The 22,673-nt window shown below is 67.4% G+C and carries 23 protein-coding genes; 12 read left to right on the plus strand and 11 right to left on the minus strand.

From position 1 onward, the window contains the following. Nucleotides 1-19: 19 nt before the first annotated feature. The gene (locus AC6CHX_RS02120; protein ID WP_498271463.1) at nucleotides 20-244 is read right to left on the minus strand and encodes a hypothetical protein; all 225 of its coding nucleotides are present in this window, start codon (nucleotides 242-244) and stop codon (nucleotides 20-22) included. Nucleotides 245-392: 148 nt separating this feature from the next. Here AC6CHX_RS02120 and AC6CHX_RS02125 point away from each other — a divergent pair, with 148 nt between their 5' ends. Together AC6CHX_RS02125 and AC6CHX_RS02130 are read left to right on the plus strand one after the other, a co-directional pair. Beyond that, a complete protein-coding gene (locus tag AC6CHX_RS02125; protein WP_498271464.1) occupies nucleotides 393-674 on the plus strand; it encodes a hypothetical protein in 282 nt (93 codons plus the stop codon). 202 nt (nucleotides 675-876) lie between these two features. Next, a complete protein-coding gene (locus AC6CHX_RS02130) occupies nucleotides 877-3,117 on the plus strand; it encodes an arylsulfatase (RefSeq protein ID WP_498271465.1) in 2,241 nt (746 codons plus the stop codon). A 96-nt stretch (nucleotides 3,118-3,213) separates the two neighbouring features. Here AC6CHX_RS02130 and AC6CHX_RS02135 read toward each other — a convergent pair whose 3' ends face one another. After that, nucleotides 3,214-3,351, minus strand: a complete 138-nt coding sequence (locus tag AC6CHX_RS02135) for a hypothetical protein (RefSeq protein WP_498271466.1) — start codon at nucleotides 3,349-3,351, stop codon at nucleotides 3,214-3,216. 89 nt (nucleotides 3,352-3,440) lie between these two features. Here AC6CHX_RS02135 and AC6CHX_RS02140 point away from each other — a divergent pair, with 89 nt between their 5' ends. Continuing rightward, nucleotides 3,441-3,986, plus strand: coding sequence for a PadR family transcriptional regulator (locus tag AC6CHX_RS02140; RefSeq protein WP_498271467.1), 546 nt, complete (start codon nucleotides 3,441-3,443; stop codon nucleotides 3,984-3,986). After that, nucleotides 3,983-4,726 (plus strand): alpha/beta fold hydrolase, encoded by a 744-nt coding sequence (locus AC6CHX_RS02145; protein ID WP_498271468.1) that lies wholly within the window; start codon nucleotides 3,983-3,985, stop codon nucleotides 4,724-4,726. Before AC6CHX_RS02140 ends, AC6CHX_RS02145 begins: the two co-directional genes overlap by 4 nt. A gap of 5 nt (nucleotides 4,727-4,731) precedes the next feature. Here the strand turns inward: AC6CHX_RS02145 and AC6CHX_RS02150 are convergent, their stop codons facing one another. Further along, on the minus strand, nucleotides 4,732-6,075 hold the full coding sequence (locus AC6CHX_RS02150) for a cryptochrome/photolyase family protein (RefSeq protein WP_498271469.1): 1,344 nt from the start codon (nucleotides 6,073-6,075) through the stop codon (nucleotides 4,732-4,734). Nucleotides 6,076-6,173: 98 nt separating this feature from the next. On the opposite strand from AC6CHX_RS02150, the gene AC6CHX_RS02155 reads away from it, so the two are divergent. Continuing rightward, nucleotides 6,174-6,941, plus strand: a complete 768-nt coding sequence (locus AC6CHX_RS02155; RefSeq protein WP_498271470.1) for a GIN domain-containing protein — start codon at nucleotides 6,174-6,176, stop codon at nucleotides 6,939-6,941. Between the two features lie 13 nt (nucleotides 6,942-6,954). On the opposite strand, the gene AC6CHX_RS02160 is transcribed toward AC6CHX_RS02155, so the two are convergent. After that, nucleotides 6,955-7,362, minus strand: coding sequence for a DoxX family protein (locus tag AC6CHX_RS02160; protein ID WP_498271471.1), 408 nt, complete (start codon nucleotides 7,360-7,362; stop codon nucleotides 6,955-6,957). A gap of 49 nt (nucleotides 7,363-7,411) precedes the next feature. Next, nucleotides 7,412-8,362: an alpha/beta fold hydrolase gene (locus tag AC6CHX_RS02165; RefSeq protein ID WP_498271472.1), complete on the minus strand. Its 951-nt coding sequence runs from the start codon at nucleotides 8,360-8,362 to the stop codon at nucleotides 7,412-7,414. A 165-nt stretch (nucleotides 8,363-8,527) separates the two neighbouring features. On the opposite strand from AC6CHX_RS02165, the gene AC6CHX_RS02170 reads away from it, so the two are divergent. The 4 genes from AC6CHX_RS02170 to AC6CHX_RS02185 all read left to right on the plus strand — a co-directional run bounded on the left by AC6CHX_RS02170 (nucleotide 8,528) and on the right by AC6CHX_RS02185 (nucleotide 13,061). Beyond that, on the plus strand, nucleotides 8,528-9,685 hold the full coding sequence (locus AC6CHX_RS02170) for a histidine kinase (protein WP_498271473.1): 1,158 nt from the start codon (nucleotides 8,528-8,530) through the stop codon (nucleotides 9,683-9,685). Further along, the gene (locus tag AC6CHX_RS02175) at nucleotides 9,682-10,365 is read left to right on the plus strand and encodes a response regulator transcription factor (RefSeq protein ID WP_498271474.1); all 684 of its coding nucleotides are present in this window, start codon (nucleotides 9,682-9,684) and stop codon (nucleotides 10,363-10,365) included. The genes AC6CHX_RS02170 and AC6CHX_RS02175 overlap by 4 nt, the downstream gene beginning before the upstream one ends. Nucleotides 10,366-10,535: 170 nt before the next feature. After that, a complete protein-coding gene (thrS, locus tag AC6CHX_RS02180) occupies nucleotides 10,536-12,482 on the plus strand; it encodes a threonine--tRNA ligase (protein WP_498272018.1) in 1,947 nt (648 codons plus the stop codon). Nucleotides 12,483-12,509: 27 nt separating this feature from the next. Next, nucleotides 12,510-13,061 carry an HIT family protein gene (locus tag AC6CHX_RS02185; RefSeq protein WP_498271475.1) on the plus strand — a complete coding sequence of 184 codons (552 nt, stop codon included), beginning with the start codon at nucleotides 12,510-12,512 and terminating at the stop codon, nucleotides 13,059-13,061. 1 nt (nucleotide 13,062) lies between these two features. Here AC6CHX_RS02185 and pdxY read toward each other — a convergent pair whose 3' ends face one another. Both pdxY and AC6CHX_RS02195 read right to left on the minus strand, forming a co-directional pair. Next, nucleotides 13,063-13,914: a pyridoxal kinase PdxY gene (gene pdxY / locus AC6CHX_RS02190; RefSeq protein WP_498271476.1), complete on the minus strand. Its 852-nt coding sequence runs from the start codon at nucleotides 13,912-13,914 to the stop codon at nucleotides 13,063-13,065. Between the two features lie 46 nt (nucleotides 13,915-13,960). After that, a complete protein-coding gene (locus AC6CHX_RS02195) occupies nucleotides 13,961-15,268 on the minus strand; it encodes an aminotransferase class I/II-fold pyridoxal phosphate-dependent enzyme (protein WP_498271477.1) in 1,308 nt (435 codons plus the stop codon). 90 nt (nucleotides 15,269-15,358) lie between these two features. On the opposite strand from AC6CHX_RS02195, the gene pdxS reads away from it, so the two are divergent. Continuing rightward, on the plus strand, nucleotides 15,359-16,252 hold the full coding sequence (pdxS, locus tag AC6CHX_RS02200) for a pyridoxal 5'-phosphate synthase lyase subunit PdxS (RefSeq protein ID WP_498271478.1): 894 nt from the start codon (nucleotides 15,359-15,361) through the stop codon (nucleotides 16,250-16,252). After that, nucleotides 16,242-16,841 carry a pyridoxal 5'-phosphate synthase glutaminase subunit PdxT gene (gene pdxT, locus AC6CHX_RS02205; RefSeq protein WP_498271479.1) on the plus strand — a complete coding sequence of 200 codons (600 nt, stop codon included), beginning with the start codon at nucleotides 16,242-16,244 and terminating at the stop codon, nucleotides 16,839-16,841. Before pdxS ends, pdxT begins: the two co-directional genes overlap by 11 nt. A 9-nt stretch (nucleotides 16,842-16,850) precedes the next feature. Here the strand turns inward: pdxT and AC6CHX_RS02210 are convergent, their stop codons facing one another. The 4 genes from AC6CHX_RS02210 to AC6CHX_RS02225 form a co-directional block, all read right to left on the minus strand. Beyond that, nucleotides 16,851-17,531 carry a carboxylesterase family protein gene (locus tag AC6CHX_RS02210; RefSeq protein WP_498271480.1) on the minus strand — a complete coding sequence of 227 codons (681 nt, stop codon included), beginning with the start codon at nucleotides 17,529-17,531 and terminating at the stop codon, nucleotides 16,851-16,853. Between the two features lie 74 nt (nucleotides 17,532-17,605). Continuing rightward, a complete protein-coding gene (locus tag AC6CHX_RS02215) occupies nucleotides 17,606-18,976 on the minus strand; it encodes a reverse transcriptase family protein (RefSeq protein WP_498271481.1) in 1,371 nt (456 codons plus the stop codon). Nucleotides 18,977-19,341: 365 nt separating this feature from the next. Then, nucleotides 19,342-20,289 (minus strand): phosphotransferase, encoded by a 948-nt coding sequence (locus tag AC6CHX_RS02220; RefSeq protein WP_498271482.1) that lies wholly within the window; start codon nucleotides 20,287-20,289, stop codon nucleotides 19,342-19,344. Nucleotides 20,290-20,382: 93 nt separating this feature from the next. Continuing rightward, complete coding sequence (locus AC6CHX_RS02225) at nucleotides 20,383-21,762, minus strand: pyridoxal phosphate-dependent decarboxylase family protein (RefSeq protein ID WP_498271483.1); 1,380 nt, start codon at nucleotides 21,760-21,762, stop codon at nucleotides 20,383-20,385. 125 nt (nucleotides 21,763-21,887) lie between these two features. Here AC6CHX_RS02225 and AC6CHX_RS02230 point away from each other — a divergent pair, with 125 nt between their 5' ends. Then, complete coding sequence (locus tag AC6CHX_RS02230; RefSeq protein WP_136044057.1) at nucleotides 21,888-22,649, plus strand: YebC/PmpR family DNA-binding transcriptional regulator; 762 nt, start codon at nucleotides 21,888-21,890, stop codon at nucleotides 22,647-22,649. Nucleotides 22,650-22,673 lie beyond the last annotated feature (24 nt).

A 22,673-nucleotide genomic window follows, 5' to 3' on the forward strand; every position in this document is an offset into this window, starting at 1 on the left:
CGGCGATTGAACGATCACATCAATCGTAGCAACGGTGTACGTGCCAGCCGTCTTCGCCCTTGTAGACGTCGAACACGAGTGAGTTCCCGCTGTCGTCGGTTCCTTGGAATCGCCACCCGTACAGGCCGTGGTGTGGTTCGTCGAGGGGGACGGTCCAGGTGGAGTGTCGTAGCCGTGTTGGGGTGTCTGTGACGCGCCATCGTCGCCCGGCGTAGATCATCCGTGCGGGGATGTCGTTGGCCATCCATAAGGTTTCGACGTGTTCGATCGTTGGCGTGTCCATGAGTTAAGAGAATAGAACACGTGTTCGAAGGTTGCTACCTTGGGTGTTGGCCGGAGAAAGGGGTGCCGGCGTGGGGAATCCGGGTGCGACGTTGTCGGCTTACCGTGACATGCAGGCGCAAGCGCGAGCGGTGCTTGAGGCCGCGAAGCATGGTCCGTTGCAGTCGCTCACCGATCGTGAACTGGACGCGCGGGAACAGCCAATGACGGTCTACCCAAGACCGAAGCGGGTCCGCGCATGGGTCCGGTTCGGTCCCGAGGCCGTGCGCGTCGACGCGAAACTCATGCGCTCCACTCCCCTCGCCGCCGGCATCGAGTTCCGCGCCGAGGATCAGACGTTCCGGTGCTGGGTTTGGGGTAACGCTGTGCAGCTCGAGGCTGCCGACGGCTAGCTATAGGGAGATCGTGCGCCTCGTAACCGGTGGCTGAGATCATCTTGTGTAGAAGAGTTGCGGGGCGCTAGATTCCGTTCAGGAAGCGATGACGCTACCTCGATTGCTGTGCAGGATCGACCGAGAGTGGTCTAGTGCTATGAATCCGCAAGACGTTCTCCCTTTCCCTCCGACTCCCTCAGGAAGCATCGCGGGTCGCACGATGCAGGAATCGGTGTACAAGCCACGGGAGACGCCGCAGCGACTGCCCGCCGATGCACCAAACATCTTGATCATCCTGATTGACGATGCGGGGCCAGGATTGCCGGACACGTTCGGAGGCATGGTTCAGACTGATACCCTGTCCCGAGTGCTCGGCGAAGGAATTGGGTTCAACCGGTTTCACACGACTGCGATGTGCTCGCCGACCAGGGCATCGCTTCTGACGGGACGGAACCATCACCGTATCGGCAACGGACAGATTGCTGAGCTCGCGAACGACTGGGATGGCTATGCGGGTGAGATTCCGCGCTCGAGTGCCCTGTTCGCCGAGGTGCTAAAAGACTATGGCTACGCGACGTCCGCTTTTGGTAAGTGGCACAACACGCCGGCGCTGGAGACCGGAGTCACCGGCCCGTTCGAGAACTGGCCGACAAGCATCGGGTTTGAGTACTTCTACGGGTTCCTCGCCGGGGAGGCATCCCAGTACGATCCGAACCTTGTCCGCAACACCACGAGTGTCCTGCCCCCGAAGACCGCCGAGGAGGGCTATCACCTCAGCGAGGACCTCGCCGAGGACGCGATCGGTTGGCTTCGCAACCACAAGGCGCTCGAACCAGACAAGCCCTTCCTGATGTACTGGGCAACCGGATGCCTACATGGTCCGCATCACATCATGAAGGAGTGGGCAGACAAGTACGCCGGCCGGTTCGACGGCGGTTGGGATGAGTACCGCCAGGTGGTGTACGAACGCGCGAAGGAAAAGGGGTGGATCCCCGGGACCGCAGAATTGACTGAACGCGACCCTCGGATGCCTGCCTGGGATGACATCCCCGAGGACGAACGGGCTTTCCAGGCTAGGTTGATGGAGGTCGCTGCGGGATTCGCCGAGCACGCCGACGTGCAGGCGGGCCGGGTCGTCGACGAGCTCGAAGAATTGGGCTACGGCGACAACACGCTCATCCTGTATATCTGGGGTGACAACGGCTCCTCCGGTGAGGGCCAGAACGGGACGATCAGCGAACTTCTCGCGCAAAATGGAATTCCCTCCACCATTCCGATGCACATTCAGGCGATGAACGAGATGGGTGGCCTCGACGTCCTCGGATCCCCGAAAGCGGACAACATGTACCACGCCGGTTGGGCGTGGGCGGGCAGCACACCGTACAAGGGTCTGAAGCTCATTGCTTCGCACCTGGGCGGAACGCGAAACCCGATGGCCGTCCGTTGGCCGGCGAAGGTCGCACCGGACGCCACCCCTCGGTCTCAGTTCGTGCACTGCACCGACATCGCGCCCACCATCTATGACTTGATCGGAATCACGCCGCCGAGGGAAGTCAACGGCATACAACAGGACCCCATCGATGGTTCGAGTTTCGCCTCGGCGCTGACTGATCCGTCAGCGGAAGAGACGCACCTGACGCAGTACTTCGAGATTATGGGCAGCCGCGCGATCTATCACGACGGCTGGATGGCCTCCGCGTTCGGTCCCCGGGTGCCGTGGATTCCAGGGCTGCCGGATGGGATCCTTGACTGGACACCGGACAAGGACGAATGGGAGCTGTATCACCTCGCGGAAGACTGGACACAGGCCCACGATGTCGCCGCGGACAACCCGGAGAAGCTCGCTCAGATGAAGGAGCTCTTTGCCATAGAGGCCGCGAGGAACAGTGTCTTTCCGGTCGGCGCCGGCCTCTGGGTGCCCGTCTATCATCCGGAATTTCGTCTCTCAACGCCTTACCGAAGCTGGGACTTCACCGGTAGCCTGCGCCGAATGCCGGAGCTCATGGCACCGGGGCTGGGGAACCGCGCCAACACCGTCACGATCGACGCGGTGCTCCCTGAAAATGCCAGCGGGGTGCTGTATGCCCTAGGCGGGGCTGGCGGCGGTCTGACGTGCTACATGGACGATGGGTACCTCTGCTTCGAGTACAACATGTTCATCATCCAACGAACCAAGATTCGCTCCGAGAATCGGGTGAACTCCGGTGCGGTGACAATCGTGGTCGAAACCAACTACATCGAACCGAAGCCCGGGGGTCCGTTGAGCATCGCAATCTCCGTCGACGGCGATCAAGTCGCGGCAGGCACAGTGCCGATCAGCGTGCCCCTGTTGTTCACCGCGAACGACTGCCTTGACATCGGAATTTGCCTGGGCGGACCCGTATCCCTCGACTACTTCGACCGAGCCCCGTTCCCCTTCACGGGCGAGATCGGTAAGGTCAAAGTCCTGTACACGAACTAACCGACCGACGTCGGATCGATGACGAAACAAGCTGTTTGGCCCGAGAATCGAGTGCGCCGCGAACTAGTCACCCAGGCTGCTGACGGTCCGCGTGCTCTAAGAGGAGAGGCCCGTCCAGAAGTCCTGGGTGAGCAGCCCCAGACCGATACCCGCGACCGAACCGATGAACACGGCGACGACCCAAGCTGTCACCCGGTACGCGAGAGTGGCCCGAGGAGCTCGATTCTCTTCCATGAGTGCACACTACGGATTCCTGGGCTGCACCGCTATGCACCCCACAGGCCTAGTTGACTTATCGACTAGCCGCGTGTTTCACTCGGTGCATGACGCTCTCCCGCATCATCCTCGGCTTCCTCGCCGTCAGGCCCATGACGGGCTACGACCTCATGACGGCCTTCGCGGCCTCGGCAGCCTATTTCTGGCATGCCGACAAGGCTCAGATCTATCGCACTCTCGCAAGACTGGTGGAGGAGGGCCTCGCCCGCACGGAGATCGTGACCGGAACGAACGCGCCAGATCGTGTGGTCCACCACATCACCGACCAGGGATATGAGGCGATGCGGGCATGGCTCGTCTCTCCGCCCGCTCGACAGGTGCCGCGGGACGCTTTCATCGCCCGGATGTTCTTCGCCGGTGAGCTGGCCGATCCCGAGCTCGTCGCGGTGATCGACGCTCGCATGGCAGAGGCGACGGCGGCGCGAGACGCGCTCCGGGTGATTCGTGCGCAGACCCCGCGTCCGGACGTTCGGTCCGACCGCTCGGGCTGGCTGCGTTCCATGACGCTGGATCAGGGCCTCCGTGAGCACGACGATCACCTCGAATGGCTGGAAGCGCTCCGATCGGGGCTCGGGGCGGAGACGCGTTCATGACCCGCCCCGTCCTGTTCCTTCATGGTGGCACCGTCGGCGGCTGGAGCTGGGCGGGGCAGTTGTCCGCGTTCGACGACCGACTCACCCTCGCGCCCGACCTGCCGGGGTGCCTGTCCAGACGGGACGAACCCTGGACCGACTTCGACAGCGTGGCCGACCGGCTGGCGGCGTTCATCGACCGGGAGGCCGGCGCACCGGTCGACGTGGTCGGGCTCTCTCTCGGTGGGATGGTCGCGCTGCACCTCGCGGCCCGCCACCCCGCCAAAGTGGCAAGTGCTTTCGTGACCGGGGCGTCGGTACTCCCGTACCGTCCGTCGATGCGGCTGATGAACTGGGGGCCGCTGATGCTGTGGAACCGGCGCTTCTTCTGGGCCGTCATGGCACGTCAGTTCGGGCTATCGGGAGAGGAGGCGAAGCGGTTCGTGGTGAGCTGCCCCCCCATCTCCCGTGCGAAGCTGGCCGAGCAGCTGCATGAGGTCTATCCCGGAGGCGTGACTTCTCTGGCGGACGTCTCCGCTCCGCTCATGGCGATCGCGGGCGAGCGGGAGATGCGCTATTTCCACGACTGCCTGCAGGTCGTGCGCGCGGCGCGACCGGATGCGACGATCGGGCTCGCTCCCGGCATGCACCACGCGTGGAACGCCGAGGACCCCGAGCTCTTCAACCGCATCCTCCGTGTCTGGCTCGACGAGAGGGCAGCCCACGCCGACCTGCTTCCGCTCGGGCCGAGCGCTCGCTGACCGCGCTACGGCCGAGGAGCCCGCTTGACCACGTCGTACGCGGCGAGCGCCGCCTTGCGCGTCTCGCTCGGGTCGACGATCGGTTCGGTCGGCGCTTCCGAGGCCCACTGCGAGATGTAGAGCCCCTGCGGGTCGAACTTCTTCGCCTGGAGCTCGGGGTTGAACACGCGGAAGTAGGGCGCGGCGTCGGCGCCCGAGCCCGCCACCCACTGCCAGTTGAACGGATTGTTGGCCTCGTCGGCGTCGACCAACGTGTCCCAGAACCACTCCTCGCCGAGCCGCCAGTCGATGAGCAGGTTCTTGACGAGGAACGACGCCACGACCATCCGGACGCGGTTGTGCATGTAGCCGGTGTGCCAGAGCTCGCGCATCCCGGCATCCACCAACGGCACGCCCGTCTCGCCGTGCTGCCAGGCGTCCAGGTGCGAAGGATCGAGGGGCGGCCACGGGAAGGAGTCGAATTCACGACGGAGGTTCTTCGTCGCGAGATCGGGGGAGTGGTACAGCGTGTGCCAGGCGAACTCACGCCACCCGAGCTCGGAGAGGAAGCCACCGGCGCCGTCGACGCCGACGGACTCGTGCCAGACGGTGAACGGGCTGATCTCTCCCCATCGCAGCCGCGGGGAGAGCAGCGAGGTCGCGCCGGCGGCGGGTTCGTCACGGGCACGGTCGTAGGCGGGGAGATCATTCTCGAGGAATTCCGTGAGTCGTCGCCGAGCGGCGGGTTCGCCGGGCTCCCACGTCTCGCGCAGACCGCCGGCCCAATCCGGCCGGGTGGGCAGCAGGTCCCAGTCGTCGAGGCTGTCGGTGGCAGGCGCGGTCTTCGCTCCTGGAATGTCCCGTGGCTCGGGAAGAGGCGTGCGCGGCGCGGGAAGGGCCAGGCAGGCGCGCCAGAACGGCGTGAACACGGAGTAGTGGGTGCCGTTCCCCGTCGTGACCGTCCAGGGTTCGTGCAAGAGCGACGCCGCAAAGGAGGCCACCTCGACGCCATCGGCGCGCAAGGCGGCCTTGAGTCCGGCATCCACGTCTCGCTCGGGGCCGCCGTAACGACGATTCAAGAACACGGCACCGGCGTGGCTGTCCGCCACCAGTTCGCGCAGGACGGGATCGGCGGCGCCCCGACGCAGCACCAGGGGAACACCGTGGTCACGGAGACGGCCTTCGAGGGAGGCGAGCGAATGGTGCAGCCACCACCGCGCAGCTGCGCCGAGGGAGCGGATGCCGGGTGACTCCTCGTCGAGAACGAACACGGCGACCACGGGTTCGCCCCGCTCGACGGCCGCACGCAGCGCGGGGTTGTCGGCGAGGCGGAGGTCGTCACGGAACCAGACGAGCGAGGGGGAAGCCATCGCCTCATTCTCCCCGATGGGTCTCCCTCTGCGGTACGAGCAGAACACGATACCGGGGTATCTGGTCGGTATCGGTGCCCGAAACTAGGCTCGGACGCATGCGTTCACGTGCTTTCGGTCTTTTCGCCGGTCTGTTCCTCGTCGGGGCGAGCCTGGCGGGATGCGCCTCACTGGACCCGGGGCCGCGTGCGACCCAGCAGCGAGCGATCGACGACGTGTCGGTGGTCGAGCTCGCCACGGGCGGGTCGTTGAACGTCACTCGGGGGGACTCGCCGTCGCTGACGATCATCGCGGGGGAGAAGATCATCGACCGTCTCACCGCCGACGTCGAGTCGGGCGTGCTGCGCCTGGACATGACCGGTCCTTCCGCCGGCTACGCGGGCGAGATCCGCTACGAACTCGTCATCGGGGCCCTGACCTCGATCAGCGTGCTGGGCTCCGGTGACGCGACCGTCGATCTGTCGGGTGCCGCGGAACCGGTGATCGTCGTGAAGGGCTCCGGCACCGTCGAGGCCTCGGGCATCGACGCCGAACGGGCATCCCTCACGGTCGACGGTGCCGGCGACATCGACGTGGAGGATGCGGCTGCGACGCAGCTGACAGCTCGCATCGACGGTTCGGGCGATGTGCGCATCAGTGGCACGGTTACCGAGCAGGACGTGGAGGTGCGGGGAGCCGGCGACTACTCGGCATCCGCGCTGGACAGTGTGGATGCGCGCGTGACGGTCCTCGGATCGGGCGATGCGAGCGTGTCGGTGTCCGGAAGCCTCGACGTGCGGATCGAAGGCAGCGGACAGATCACCTATTCCGGTGACCCGCGGGTGACGAAGGAGATATCCGGCTCGGGCGAGCTGCACCGGGAGTGAGAGAGCACGCGGCCTAGGCGCGTCGCCGGCTTCGCGCAGGGGCACCTGCGGTCGCCCAGAGGGCCCAAGCGACCAGCAGGGGCTGCAGGAAGAGCCTTCCGAGCCGTCGGGCATCGGTGTCCAGACCTGGCGTCGAGCGCCGAGCGCGCCACTGATGGACATTTCCCGGGAAGACGGCGATGAAGAATGCGGCTGTCGCCCAGCCGATGCGCCGCTGCTCGCCGGGCAGAGCGACCAACCCGGCGGCGAGCGCGATCTCCGCCGCACCGGAGGCGAGGACGATCTCGTTCTTGTCGAGACGCGTCAGGCGGATCGCCCAGTCGGGCACGACGACGCGGAACCCGCGGGTGCTCACGAAATGCATGACGCCGATCGCTCCCAGTGCTGCGGCGAGGATCCATCGTGCGACTGCTCTGCTCATCCGCTCACGCTACAGGCCCTGAAGTCCGTCGTCCGCAGCTGCCGATCGGTCAGTCGGCGGAGGGGATCCGCGGTTGCTCCCACTCCCGGAACGCGTCGGCGATGTCGGCGGAGTGCGTGTGGTGGAGGTAGTGCGTTCCGTCGAGCGGCACGACCGTTCCATCCGCGACAGCCTCGGCCTGCTCCTCGTGCAGCTGCACCCAGGTGGGGACGGTCGGATTGTCCGCCACGACGAACAGCAGCAGGGGAAGGTCTTCGGGGAAGCTCGTGCCGAGCGCATCCTCGAAGTTCGCGTGCAGCAGGGACATCGCGTTCCGGTAGGTCGGGCTCAGCGTGTTCCGGTTGGTGAGCAGCGCGATCTGCTCCCGTGCCTCCTCCGAGTACACGGACTCGTCGTAGCCCGTGCCGCGGGAGGCTGCGATGAGTCGCACCAGCCCGAGGTCCTTCGCCGCGCCGAAGAGTCCGACGGGCAGTTCGGTGTCCGAGCCGGGCTGGCCAGGGACGCTGCTGTCGATCCCGACGAACGCCCGCACCTCATCGGGATAGCGGTTCGCGAACTGGATGCCGTAGATGCCGGCGATGGAATGTCCCATCAGCACGTAGTCGTCGACCCCGAGCTCCTGCAGGGCGGAGTGCGTCTCGGTCACGATGTTGTCGGTGGTGCGGGCGCGATCCGTGCCGTCGCTCAGGCCGTAGCCGAACGGCTCCACGACGATCACGCGATGGTCCTTGGCCAGCTCGGTGACGAGCGGCTCGAAGTCGAGCACGGGCGATACGGTGCCGAACCCCGGCAGGAGGACGATGTCCTCCGAGCCCTCACCGGCGATCAGGACGTTCATCTCCCGCCCGTCCACGGTGACCTTCTGCCCGTACGGCTCGATGCGATCCTGTTCGACCGCGGTCGCCACCGCATTGCCGACGGTGGTGGCTGTCAGCCCGATGGCGATCACGGCGACGACGGACGTGAGTGCGATGAGCACTCTCTTGACAGGCTTCTTCATGCCGACCTCTCTCGGCGCACGCGGTGTGCGCCCTCATCTCAGCGTGCCGCGCGGCACCCGCGGCCGCGTCGCCCTGCCGCAGACACTCCTGTACTGCGATCGCGGTACACGCAGCTCATCCCGGCGGGGGATCCGGGAGCCGTCGTCGCGGGCGATACTGGTGTGATGCCGGCCCCTCGTCCTCCAGGAATCGCGGCGCCGCTCGCCGACGTGATCGCCGTGGTCGTCGTGGTCGTGTTCGCCGTGTCGCCCTTCCCGGACGAGGCATTCCGCGCGACCGGATGGTTGCTCGTCGTCGCCCTCGTCCCCGCGGCGGCGATGGTGTTCCGTCGCCGGCTTCCGCTCGTCGCGCTCTTCGTCAGCCTGCTCTGCGCGGTGGTCCTGGCGTTCGCCGGGGTGCTGTCCCCGAGCGCGCTCATCGCCATGGCGATCAGCGCCTTCGCCGTCGTGGACCGCAGAGGACGATTCATCGGGGTCATCACCGTGAGTTCGGCGACGGCGATCGTCTTCTTCTCCAACGCGATCCCCCTCGATGGGGATCTCTTCGATCCGCGTGCGCTGCAGTTCCTCTTCATCATCGCGCTGGCCGGTGCGCTCGGGGATGCGACCCGGTCGCGGCGTGAGTTCGTCTCCGCGATGACGGAACGAGCGGAGCGTGCCGAGCAGGGCCGGGACGAGGAGGCGCGACGACGTGTCGCCGAGGAGCGGGTGCGCATCGCACGCGACCTGCACGATGTGGTCGCCCACCAGATCTCGGTGATCAGCCTCAACGCGGGGGTGGCGTCATCCGCACTGGAGACCCGCCCCGAGCGTGCGCGCGAGGCGCTGAGCACCATCCGCCGTTCCTCGCGCACGGTGCTGGCCGACATCGGCGGGCTGATGGCGCTGCTGCGCTCCGACGATCCGGATGATGTTCGCGACCTTCGTCCGCAGGTCGGCCTCGCCGGTCTCGACGACCTGGTCGTGCAGTTCCGTGAGGCGGGGTTGGACGTCGAACTGCAGGACCATCCCGATCGCCCTGTTCTGTCGCCGGCCAGTGATCACGTCGCCTACCTCGTGGTCCTCGAAGGCCTGACCAACGCGCACAAGCACGGAGCGGACGGCACCGCGATCGTCCGGCTGCGCGCCGACGACGGTTCGCTCCACCTCATCGTCGACAATCGGGCGGCGGCGGAATCGGACGCCGTGTCTGCCGCGGGCGGCCACGGGCTGCGCGGGCTGCGCGAGCGTGTGGTCGCGGTCCGGGGAGATGTGAAGGCCGGGCGGGACGGAAGCGCGTTCCGTCTCGAGGTGCGGATCCCCCTCGACGGAGGTGCACGATGATCCGGGTGCTCGTCGTCGATGATCAGCCTTTGGTGCGGCAGGCGGTCCGGGACATCCTCATCGACGGCGGCATCGAGGTCGTGGGCGAGGCGGCGAACGGGCGCGAGGCGGTCTCCGCGGTGCGCGCGTCGATGCCGGATGTCGTCGTGATGGACATCCGGATGCCGGAGCTCGACGGCATCGCCGCCACGGCGCAGATCCTGAACGCCCCGCTGTCCACGACGCCCCGCGTGCTCATCCTGACGACCTTCGAGGAGGACGACTACGTCGTGGCCGCGCTCCGCGCCGGGGCGAGCGGCTTCATCGGCAAGGGGGCGGAGCCGGACGACATCATCAGCGCCGTGCGTGTGGTTCACCGTGGCGAGGCGCTCCTGTCGTCGACCGCGACACGGTCGCTGATCGAGCGCTCGGTGCTGCCACAGCATCCGCGCGCCGATTCCTGGCAGAGTGAGCCGCTGCGACAGCTCACGGAACGGGAGCGCGAAGTACTGCTCCTGGTGGCGGGCGGGGCCTCGAACCAGGACATCGCGGACGGTCTCGTGATCTCACCCCATACCGCGAAGACCCATGTGAACCGCATCATGTCGAAGCTCCACGCGCGCGATCGGGCGCAACTCGTGATCCAGGCCTACGAGTCGGGGATCGTGATTCCGTCGCGCGGCGCCGACCAGCGCGGCTGAACGTGACCCGTTGCCGCACCGGGCACGGCATCCGACACCGTCGCAAAGCGGTCAGCACCGCGTGCTCATACGAGTAACCTGGACATCGACCCAGATGGAGAGTTTCTGTGCCTGAAAACGCCCGGCCGCACGATGGCTTCGCCCTGTTCACTGACCGAAACGTCGTCGCGATGCGCGTCAACGGCGATCTCAAGGATCTCGCCACGACCGTGACAGACGCCGACGAGGTCGAGCCGGTCACGATCGACAGTGCGGACGGGTTGAACATCCTCCGCCACTCCGCGGCCCACGTGCTGGCGCAGGCGGTGCAGCGCATCAACCCGCAGGCGAACCTCGGCATCGGCCCGCCCATCACCGATGGGTTCTACTACGACTTCGGCGTGGAGACGCCGTTCACGCCCGAGGACATCAAGGCCATCACCAAGGAGATGCAGCGCATCGTCCGCGAGGGGCAGCGCTTCGTGCGCCGCGTCGTGACCGACGACGAGGCGCGCGCCGAACTCGCGAACGAGCCGTTCAAGCTCGAGCTCATCGGTCTCAAGGGCCCTTCGGCAGGCTCAGGGACCCAGGTGGGCAAGGTCGAAGGCGCCTCCGTCGAGGTCGGCGAGGGCGAGCTGACGATCTACGACAACACCACGCGTGACGGCGAGGTGGTCTGGAAGGACCTCTGCCGCGGGCCGCACCTGCCCAACACGCGCATGATCGGCAACGGCTGGGACCTGACCCGCATCGCGGCCGCCTACTGGCGTGGCAGCGAGAAGAACCCGCAGCTGCAGCGCATCTACGGCACGGCCTGGCCGACCAAGGACGAGCTGCGCGCGTACCAGCACCGTCTGGAGGAGGCAGCCAAGCGCGACCACCGTCGCCTGGGCAAGGAACTCGACCTGTTCTCGTTCCCCGAGGAGATCGGCTCCGGCCTCTCGGTCTGGCACCCGCGCGGCGGCGTGATCCGCGGCGAGATGGAGCAGCACGCTCGCAAGCGCCACATCGAGGGCGGCTACACCTACGTGTACACGCCGCACATCTCGAAGGAAGATCTGTTCCTCACGTCGAACCACCTCGTGACGTACAAGGAGGGCATGTTCCCGCCGATCGTCATGGACGAGGAGCGCGACGACGAGGGCAACATCACCAAGCAGGGCCAGGACTACTACCTGAAGCCCATGAACTGCCCGATGCACATCCTCATCTACAAGGAGCGTGCGCGGAGCTACCGTGACCTGCCGCTGCGGTTCGCCGAGAACGGCACGGTCTACCGCAATGAGCTCTCCGGCGCCCTGCACGGTCTCACCCGCGTGCGCGGCTTCACTCAGGACGACTCGCACCTGTTCGTGACGCCCGACCAGCTCGAGGCCGAGGTCGCCAAGGTCCTCGAGTTCATCCTGTCGATGCTGCGCGACTTCGGTCTGACCGACTTCGAGCTCGAGCTCTCGATGAAGGACGACGAGAAGTCGAAGTGGATCGGCTCCGATGAGTTCTGGGAGTCGTCGACCGATGCGCTGCGTCGCGTGGCCGTCGCCTCCGGCCTCAAGCTGACCGAGGTCCCCGGAGAGGCCGCCTTCTACGGCCCGAAGATCGACCTCAAGACGCGCGATGCGATCGGCCGCACCTGGCAGCTCTCGACCGTGCAGGTCGACCCGAACCTGCCCGAGCGTTTCGACCTCGAGTTCATGGACAAGGACGGGCAGAAGAAGCGCCCGATCATGATCCACCGCGCACTCTTCGGCTCGATCGAGCGGTTCTTCGCGATCCTGCTCGAGCACTACGCCGGTGACTTCCCGGTGTGGCTGTCTCCCGTGCAGGTCGTGGGCATCCCGGTCGCCGACGACTTCGCCGACTACCTGGGCGACGTCATCGACACGCTGCGCTCCCAGGGCGTGCGCGCCGAGCTCGACACCTCGGACGATCGGATGCAGAAGAAGATCCGCACCCACACGACCGGCAAGGTGCCGCTGCTGCTGATCGCGGGGGAGCAGGACCGTGCCGCGGGCACCGTCTCGTTCCGCTACCGCGACGGCGCTCAGGAGAACGGGGTCCCGATCGCGGATGCCGTAGCTCGCATCCGTGCCGCCATCGACTCCCACGCCCTCGTGCAGACAGCAGGGGACCTGGCGTGACCCTTCGACACGCTCAGGGACCCAGCGATGGCTGAGCTGGAGGATGCCGGACGCCTGGCAGGCGTGCCGGACGAGTTCCAGCGGCTGTGGACCCCGCACCGGATGGCGTACATCCAGGCGGGGCCGGAGCCGCTGCGCGAGGAGTGCCCGTTCTGCGAGGCGCCGAAGTTCCCCGACGAGGAGCGGCTCGTCGTAGCGCGGGGCGAGACGGCCTACGTGCTGTTGAACCTGTTCCCGTACAACTCCGGGCACTTGCTCGTGTGCCCGTATCGTCACATCGGCACCTATGACCAGGCGACCCCCGAGGAGGTCGCCGAGATCGGGGCTCTGACGCAGACCGCGATGCGGGTGCTGCGGGAGGTGTCACGCTGCGACGGCTTCAACCTGGGCATGAATCAGGGCGCGGTGGCGGGCGCCGGCGTCGACGCCCACCTGCACCAGCACGTGGTGCCGCGGTGGACGTCGGACGCCAACTTCTTCCCCATCATCGCGAAGACCAAGGCGCTCCCGCAGCTCCTCGGCGAGGTGCGGGAGGCCGTGGCGAACGCCTGGCCGACGTCGGAGCCGGCTGCGGAGTAGTTCAGCGCACCTGACGGGCGGTGAACTGCATCTGCGGGTTCGCGTAGAACTCCTGCGCCTCGACGAGCTGCAGTTCGCGCTCACCGGACTCGAGAGTGGCCTTCAGCAGGTCGTAGACGCTGGATGCGGTGCGCTCCAGGGCGACCTTCGCGCTGCCGGTCTCGACGTAGTGCGCGGTGAACAGCGCGGCCGTCACGTCGCCGGAGCCGTTCGCCTTCATCGGCAGGTGCGGGGTCTGCACCAGCCAGGCGCCCTGCGCGTCGGCGGCGAGCATCTCGATGGTGCCCTCTTCGCGGTCGGGCCGCTCGACGCTCGTCACCAGCACGGTGCGCGGGCCCATCGCGTGGGCGAGGTCGACGGAGGCGAGTGTGGACTCGAGCGTGTCCGGCTCGGTGCCGGTGAGGAAGCCGAGCTCGAACTGGTTGGGCGTGATGATGTCGGCGACCGGGACGACGCGCTCCCGCAGCAGCACCGGGATCGCCGGAGCCACGAAGCACCCCGACTTGGCGTTGCCCATGACCGGATCGCATGCGTAGACGGCGTTCGGGTTGGCGGCTTTCACGCGGGCGACCGCGTCGATGATCACGTCGCCGATGCCTTCGCCGCCCTGGTATCCGCTGAGGATCGCGTCGATCTGGCCGAAGACGCCGCGCTCCTCGATGCCGGTGATCACCTCGCGGACGTCGTCGGGAGCGATCAGCGGGCCGCGCCAGGATCCGTAACCGGTGTGGTTGGAGAAGTTCACGGTGTAGACCGGGAGCACCTCGACGCCGATGCGCTGCAGGGGGAACACCGCGGCGGAGTTGCCGACGTGCCCGTAGGCGACGGCTGACTGGATGGAGAGGATCTTCATTCTCCGGCTCTTTCGTTCAAGGCAGGCTGGTGCCCGCGAGGGGTGGTCATCGTCCGGCGGCGACGAGGTCGGCGACGAGGGTCGCGGCATCGTCATCGGATAGGTCGTGCACGGTCAGGCGAAGGTGGTGCGACGGCTCTGCGCGGTCGTCGAGCGCGAAGTCGTCGCCGGTGCGGGCCAGCCATCCTCTGCGCATCAGCCGATCGGCGACGAGGCGCGCGGGCTGGGGCAGTTCGACCCAGAGGCTCATGCCGTCGGATGCGGTCGCCTCGATCCCACCGGCGCGCAGCCGCTCGGCGAAGGCGGCATTCCGCTCCGCGTAATGGGCGGCCGCTGCGGCGACCTCGCTCATCACGGCGTCGTCGGTCAGTTGGGTCAGTGCGAGACGCTGCAGCAGGTGGCTCACCCACGTGGTGCCGGGGCTCAGACGCATCGCGAGCCGATCGGCTGTCTCCGCATCGGTCGCCGCGATCGCGAGGCACATGTCGGGTCCGAGGAACTTCGACACGGAGCGCACGAGCGCGAAGCGGCGGTGGTTGGGACCGATGAGCGACTCGTACGGGCGCTGCGAGAGCATCGAGAAGTGGTCGTCCTCGATGATCAGGACGTAGGGGTGGTCGGCGAGCACGGCCCGCAGCTCTGCGGCTCTCGACGCGGTGAGGCTCGCTCCGGTGGGGTTCTGCGCGCGGGGTGTGCAGATGATCGCGCGGACTCCGGCGTCCAGTGCAGCCCGCAACCCGTCGACCGTCATGCCCTCGGAATCCACAGGCACCGGGACGGCGCGATATCCACCGAGGCGGACGGTGTGGATGCTCGCCAGGAAGCACGGGTCCTCGAGGGCCACGGCGTCGTCACGCATGAGCGCCTGAGCGAGCAGGCGTTCCACGGCGTCGACCGCACCGCTCGTGATCGTGATGCGGAAGTCGACGTCGTCCAGGTCGGCGGAGATCCACTGCCTGGCCCATTCCTCGAGCCCGCGATCGATCACGGGCTCGCCGTAGAGGACGGGGCGCGAAGCGATGGTCATGAGCGCAGGCGCAGGATCGGGGATGAGCCGGGGGTCCGGGTTGCCGGTGCCGATGTCGCGGAGCACGGTGTCAGGGGCATACCCCTCCTGTGCGACGGCTTCGAGACCCGCGACCACGGTGCCTGCGCGCCCGCGCGAGACCACCAGCCCCGCCTGAGCGAGCTGACGGTACGCGGCCACGGCGGTGTTGCGATTCACGCCGAGGGTGGCGGCCAGCTCGCGCACCGGGGGCAGGAGGCTCCCCGGCTGCAGGGATCCGCGGTCGCGCAGCGAGCGCACGCTGTCGGCGATCTCCTGTGCGGTGGTGCCTGTGATCTGGTCGCTCATGATCCTCCTCAGCGATTCTAGGTCGAATCGGACAGTGCTACGTTTGATCTAGATCAAACCCGACTTCGGTGCATCCGACAGGAGTTCCCCATGACCGAGCAGACAACCACCGGATCCTCGCGCGTCAAGCGCGGCCTCGCCGAGATGCTCAAGGGCGGCGTCATCATGGACGTCGTCACCGCTGAGCAGGCCAAGATCGCCGAAGACGCGGGCGCCGTGGCCGTCATGGCGCTCGAACGCGTGCCGGCCGACATCCGTGCGCAGGGCGGCGTGTCGCGCATGAGCGACCCCGACATGATCGACAGCATCATCGATGCGGTCTCGATCCCGGTGATGGCGAAGGCGCGTATCGGACACTTCGTCGAGGCGCAGGTACTGCAGGAGCTCGGCGTCGACTACATCGACGAGTCCGAGGTGCTCTCTCCGGCCGACTACGTGAACCACATCGACAAGTACGAGTTCACGGTGCCGTTCGTGTGCGGTGCGACCAACCTCGGCGAGGCGCTCCGCCGCATCAACGAGGGCGCCGCGATGATCCGCTCCAAGGGCGAGGCCGGAACCGGCGACGTCTCCGAGGCGATGAAGCACATCCGCAAGATCCGCGGAGAGATCGCGGCCCTCGCTGCGCTGCCCAAGGATGAGCTCTACGTCGCCGCCAAGGAGCTGCAGGCGCCCTACGAGCTGGTCGCGGAGATCGCCGAGACCGGCACCCTCCCCGTCGTGCTGTTCGTCGCCGGCGGCGTCGCGACCCCCGCGGACGCCGCGATGATGATGCAGCTCGGAGCAGAAGGCGTGTTCGTGGGCTCGGGCATCTTCAAGTCGGGCAACCCCGCCGAGCGCGCGAAGGCCATCGTCAAGGCCACCACGTTCTTCGATGACGCCAAGGTGATCGCCGAAGTCTCCCGCGGGCTCGGCGAGGCGATGGTCGGCATCAACGTCAGCGACCTCCCCGCACCCCACCGCCTCGCCGAGCGTGGCTGGTAACACCCGCGTCGGAGTCCTCGCGCTGCAGGGCGACGTGCGCGAACACGCCGCCCTGCTCGCGCACCTGGGCGCCGATGTCGTGCTGGTGCGCCGACCCGAAGAGCTCTCGTCCGTCGACGGCCTCGTGATCCCCGGCGGCGAGTCCAGTGTGATCGACAAGCTGTCCCGCATCTTCGGGATGCAGGAGCCGATCCGCGCCGCGATCGGTGCCGGGTTGCCGGTGTACGGCACATGCGCCGGACTCATCCTGCTGGCGGACACGGTGCTGGACGGGATCGACGGCCAGGAGTCGTTCGGCGGGATGGACGTCGACGTCCGTCGCAATGCCTTCGGGCGCCAGACCGAGTCGTTCGAAACGGAACTCGACGTCCCCGATCTCGGCCAGCCTCCGGTGCATGCGACGTTCATCCGCGCGCCGGTCGTGGAGCGAGTGGGCGCCGGTGTCGACGTCCTGGCGTCGCTCAGGGACGGCACGGTCGTCGCCGTCGAGCAGGGCAGCCTGCTCGGCACGAGCTTCCACCCGGAGGTCGACGGCGAGACGCGCTTCCACGAGCGGTTCCTCGCGAAGGCTCAGACCTTCGCTGCGTAAGTGCGTGCGCTAGCGACGGTGGGAGAGCAGCCATCCGTAAAGCTCGGGGTTGTCGTAGGTCTCGGTCCAGGAATCGTGGCCGACGCCCGCATAGCGCGTGAACCGCACCTCGGCGTCGAGCGACCGGAGTTCGGTGATGATCTCCTCCGAGGCGGAGATCGGTACGACATCGTCGGCGTCGCCGTGGAAAGCCCAGACCGGCACGTGACGAATCGGCGCGGCACTCTGCATCCAGAGCCCGCCGCAGATCGGCGCGATCGCGGCGAATCGATCGGGATAGCGCACCGCCAGGCTCCAGGTTCCGAAGCCGCCCATGCTGAGCCCGGTCACCGATACGCGGGCTGGATCGACGCGGAGCATCGAAACGACCTCGTCGACCAGCCCGGACAGCGTCGAGAGCTCCGCGACCCACTGGCTGGACTCACCGCACTGCGGGGTGACGAGGATGAAGGGGAACTCATGACCGGCATCCGCCAGCCGCGGCGGGCCGTGCACCGCGGCGAGGTCGAGGTCGGAACCGCGTTCGCCCGCACCGTGCAGGAACAGCACCAGGGGCCAGAGTTTGCCCGGATCGGCGTCGTAGTCATCCGGAAGATGGACCAGATACCGCAGCACATCTGGCGGGGTCGGCGCGTCGTCGCGCACGTCGGACAGGCGAGCGGCAGGAGTGATGTGTCGTGATCTGCGCATGCGTCCATCCTGCGCCATCCGTGCGGGTCGTCCGACGGTAGGGTCACTTGGTCACTCGCGCCCGATCGCTGCGGTCACCAACGGATACGCAGAAACTCCGCACGGAGTTTCTTGCCTCGCTGGGGGTTCAGGCTCTCGACCCACGAGATGCGGCCGAGCAGATGTGCACGGAAATCGTCGAGTCGGCGGTGATTCTGACTGCCCGGACCGTGCACGACGCAGTTGTGGATCGTCGCCTTGAGCCGGTCGTAGTCGTCCCGTGAGACATTCGTTCGCTGGTTGACGACGATTCCGGTCACGCTCTGCCTGCCGCCCTGGCGTCGGACCCTCGTCTTGTGCGGGTTGGCCACGTGCCCCTCGTCCTCGATGATCCGCTGCACACCACTGATGAACGCATCAGGTCGCTTCGCGAGTCGCGGACCGCCGCTGAACGCGAGGTCATCGGCGTATCGCGTGTAGGTCGCATCGACGGCATCGGCCCACCCCGTCAGCCGTGAATCGAGGCGCCGGATGGCGAGGTTGGCAAGCATCGGCGAGGAGGGAGCGCCCTGCGGCAGATGACTCGTGGCCAGAGCCCGACGCAGGGCGAACCGCTCGTCGGATGATCCGCCGGGTGGCATGGCAGCAAGCACGCGCGGAGGAACGGCGTTGGTGCACAGCCCGGTCACGACGTGCGCGACGGGTTCGGACAGTCCCGACTGACGAAGTGTTCCGTAGATGCGACCGCCGGTCACGCGGGAGAAGAACGTGGTGAGGTCGAGGGATATGACGATGTCGGCTCCCGTGTGGCGCGCGGCCCCTGTCGCCGCGCTGCGACCGGGCATGAAGCCGTGGGCGGCATCGTTCACGGCTATGAGGCCGAGCACCTGTTCCAGGAGACCGCGCTGCACGCGGCGCATCCGTTGCTCCGGGATCTCTAGCAACCTGGGGATCCGCCCGTGCCGTGTGCGCCACTCGTACCGGTAGTGGTGTAAGGCTCCTGAGCGTGCGCGCCGATTCCAATGTTTGGTGTCGGCGAGCCACTGGAGCTGGCCGACGTCCAGATCGAGCGTGGCGGCGAGATCCGGGATGCTGTCGATGCGGGGAAGAGCGCCCGAGGGCGGCTGCGACGCCGATGGACCGACTACGCGGTGGTGGATGCGCAGCGGCGAACGACGCTCGTCGGCCTTGCGCACGGCTTCTGCGAAATCGGGCGAACGGAGGATCACCGACGTCAGCAGCCGCGGGGCATCGACAGGCGGGCGGACGAAGGAGGTCAACACATCGCCGACGAGCGGAGAGAGCCAACGGCGACGCGCTCCCATGACGTACGCGCCGGCCTCGACGAGTTGCTCCTTCGCCCAGACCTCTGAGGCGAGGAAAGCATCGGCCAGCGAGGCGGCCACCAACGACGGCAACGGTCGAGGCGTGCGCCCGAGTACGCGTGATGCGGTGGAGGGCGCCATCAGTGGGCAGCCGCGGAGCGGGCGGCGGGCGTGCGATGGCCTGCATACGACTCGTCCATCAGTGCGGGCACCGGTCTGCGCGAAGCGCAGTAAGGCGCCTGCGGCGTTCGTTCCAGGTCAGACTGCGTACCCCGGGGTGACCCCGGAGAGAGCGGAACACGTCGTGAACCACTCGCCTCGTCCGCAAGCCATCGCACGCGGCCACGATAGCAAGGAACACCGACGTCCGGATGGCATCGACCGCAGCCGGGCGATTAGGCGCGACCGGAATCTGATGCCGCCGTGAGCACGCACATCGGCAACATCTTCACCAAGCTCGGCCTCGGACCCGTCGAGGAGAACCGCCGAGTGAGAGCGGTGCTGACCTACCTCGACGCCGCGCGTTCCTGAACCTGCAGCAGTGTGGCGAGCCATCGCAGCGCGGGGCCGGCTTGCGCCCGCTGGAATGCGCGGAGTCCGGGCAGCTGCGGTATCTCGGGTTGAGCCTGGGCAAACCAGAGGTAGGACGCGAAGCCGGAGATCACCGGCAGCATGTCGTGGACGGGCGGGGCTCCGTGCTCTTCGAACAGCGGCCATGCCTCTTCGCACGAGGGACCGCCCGAGGCCTCGACGCTCGGCAGCAGACACGGAAGATCGATCCACGGGGCTCCGCGGCGGGCGTGCGGCCAGTCCAGGAACCGAGCTCGCCCATCGCTGATGAGGATGTTGTCGGCGCGCACGTCGTCGTGTGCGAGGACGTCTCCGCCGACCGCAGCGCGGAAGTCCTGTTCGATGCGCAGCAGATCCGTAATGCGCTCTCGCACCATCGACGGGAGGCCTTCGAGCAGACGCTCATCGTGGGAGATATCCTCCCATCGGGTGAAGTCGGACATGCTGTCGGCCGCGTCCGGCAGGTCGAGCGGTGCTTTCGTCGAGGAGAGGATGCTGAGGGTCGCAGCGATCGATTGCAGATCTTCCACAGACCAGGGGCTGCCCGGGTGCCGCCCGTCGATCGCCTCGAGCACCAGCGCGACGCCGGCGGTCTCGTCGACCTCGCTCCACACCGCCGGAGCGATCGCCGGCGGCAGCAGCGTCAGGATCCGCATCTCGGCACGAAGGAAATGCAGAGAGTCGGGGTGCCAATCCCGCGCACATGCCTTCACGAAGGCCTTGCCCTTCGTGGTCGTGACGACGCCGGCGTATGCCGCACTGAACCCGCTCTGCGCCGGATCATCGCGGACGAATCGCCCGCCGATCGCGTCGACGATGCGCGCGCGGAGCACCAGGGGGAGTGCGGTCCACTCCGGTCGGAGGCGATCGGCGCCTGCGCTCATCGTGACGTTCCCTTCGCTCGCAGCATCGCGATATCCCCGGGGCACGGGTTCCTCGACGTTAGCAGCCGACGGCGGCACGACCGAAGGTCGCGGTCATTCGGCGCGCGAACCGGCGGCGACGAGACCGCGGACGGCCTGCACCGTGCGGTCGACGTCCTCCGTCGTGGTTGCCCACGATGACATCGAGCAGCGCAGAGCCGCACGCCCGCCCCACTCGGCCCCCGTCATCGCGGCTGTCCCCTCCGTGAGGATCGCTGCGCCGAGCGCGCGCGTCGCCTCGTCGGAGCCGAGACGGAACATCACCTGCGTGTAGTCGACGTCGTTGAGGATCTCCACCGTCTCCACCGACGCGAGCCCCGCCGCGATCGCGACGGCGTTCGCGTGCAGACGGTCCATGAGCTCGGCGATGCCCGAGCGTCCGAGACTGCGCAGCGCGGCCCAGGCGGGTACCCCGCGCGCGCGACGCGACAGCTCGGGGGTGACATCCCACGGATCGAGGCCCGAATAGATCAGGTAGTCGCCTCCCGTGCGGAACGCCGCGATGGAGTCAGCCGGATCGCGCACGATCGCCATGCCGCAGTCATACGGCACGTTCAGCGTCTTATGGGCGTCGGTCGCCCAGGAGTCGGCATCCGCCATGCCGTCGGTGAGGTGGCTGAGTGAAGGAGATGCCGCCGCCCACAGGCCGAACGCACCATCGATGTGGACCCATGCGCCGTGCCGGCGGGCGATCGGGATCAGCGCGGCGAAGTCGTCGAAGGCGCCGGTGTGCACCTCTCCCGCCTGCAGGCACACGATGAGCGGGCCGTCTCCTTCTGCCAGCGCGGCCTCCAAGGAGTCCGGACGCATCCTGCCCTGGTCGTCGGACGCGATGACGATCAGCTCCGCCCGGCCGATCCCGAGAAAGCGTGCGGCGCGGTCGATCGACCCGTGTCGGTCGGCCCCGACGACCAAACGCAGCGGGGGAGAACCGTGGAAGCCCTGCTCGGCGATATCCCATCCCGCGCGTGCCAGAACCGCGTGTCGTGCGGTGGCGAGGCAGGTGAAGTTGGCGAGCTGACCGCCCGTGACGAAACCGACGCTGGCGGTCGTCGGGAGGCCGAAGAGCTCGAGCATCCACTGTCCGGCGACGCGTTCCATCGCGACCGTGGCGGGTGTGAGGGTGGACGAACCCGAGTTCTGATCCCACGCCGAGACGAGCCAGTCGGCGGCCAGCGCGGCCGGATGTGTGCCGCCGATCACGAAACCGAAGAACCGACCGCCGGGGATCGCCACGAGCCCGGGATCGGCACGCACCGCCATCTCTTCGATGACTGCGGTGGGGTCGGCCCCGTGCTCGGGCAGGGACCCGCCGAACGCTCCCAGCATGTCCTCCAGGCTCGCGCGCGGCCACACCGGACGTTCGTCCAGAGTCCCCAAGAACTCCGTCGCGCTTCGGTGAGCGGCGTCGAGAGCACGCTCCCGATCCTCCATGCGCGCAAGTCTCCCACCGGGGTCGGCGTCGGACAAGGCGGTTCGGGATCGGGAACCGCGCGTGTTTCTATAGAATGGACGACGCCCTGGGCACGCTCCGGGGCGGATACGACGAGCGGAGACTTATGTCCGGGCATTCCAAGTGGGCGACCACGAAGCACAAGAAGGCCATCATCGACTCCAGGCGCGCGAAGTCCTGGGCCAAGCTCATCAAGAACATCGAGGTCGCCGCGAAGCTCGGCGGACCCGACCTGGCGGGCAACCCGACGCTCTTCGACGCTGTTCAGAAGGCCAAGAAGACCTCCGTCCCCAAGGACAACATCGACCGCGCGGTGAAGCGCGGTGCCGGCATCGGCGGCGAGGCCGTCGAGTACCTCTCGATCATGTACGAGGGATACGGGCCCAACGGCGTGGCGCTCATGATCGAGTGTCTGACCGACAACAAGAACCGCGCAGCCGCCGAGGTGCGCACCGCCCTCAGCCGCAACGGCGGGACCCTGGCCGACCCCGGCAGCGTCGCCTACAACTTCAGCCGCAAGGGCGTCATCGTCGTCGGCTCCGAGGGAACCACCGAGGACGACGTCATGATGGCGGCACTCGAGGCCGGCGCCGAGGAGATCGAGCCGCATGCCGAGGGCTTCGAGGTCATCACCGAGGCCACCGACCTGGTGGCCGTGCGCAGCGCGCTCCAGGAAGCCGGGATCGACTATGAGTCCGCCGACGTCGAGTTCGTGCCGAACCTCAAGGTCGAGATCGACGCCGACACGGCGCGCAAGATCTTCCGACTGATCGATGCGCTCGAAGACAGCGAAGACGTGCAGAACGTGTTCACCAACTTCGACCTGTCGGCCGAGGTGCAGGCCGAGCTCGAGAACGACGACGCCTAGGCGCGCCGGACGGTCCGTGCCTCC

Source organism: Microbacterium sp. GQ128 (assembly GCF_059758615.1).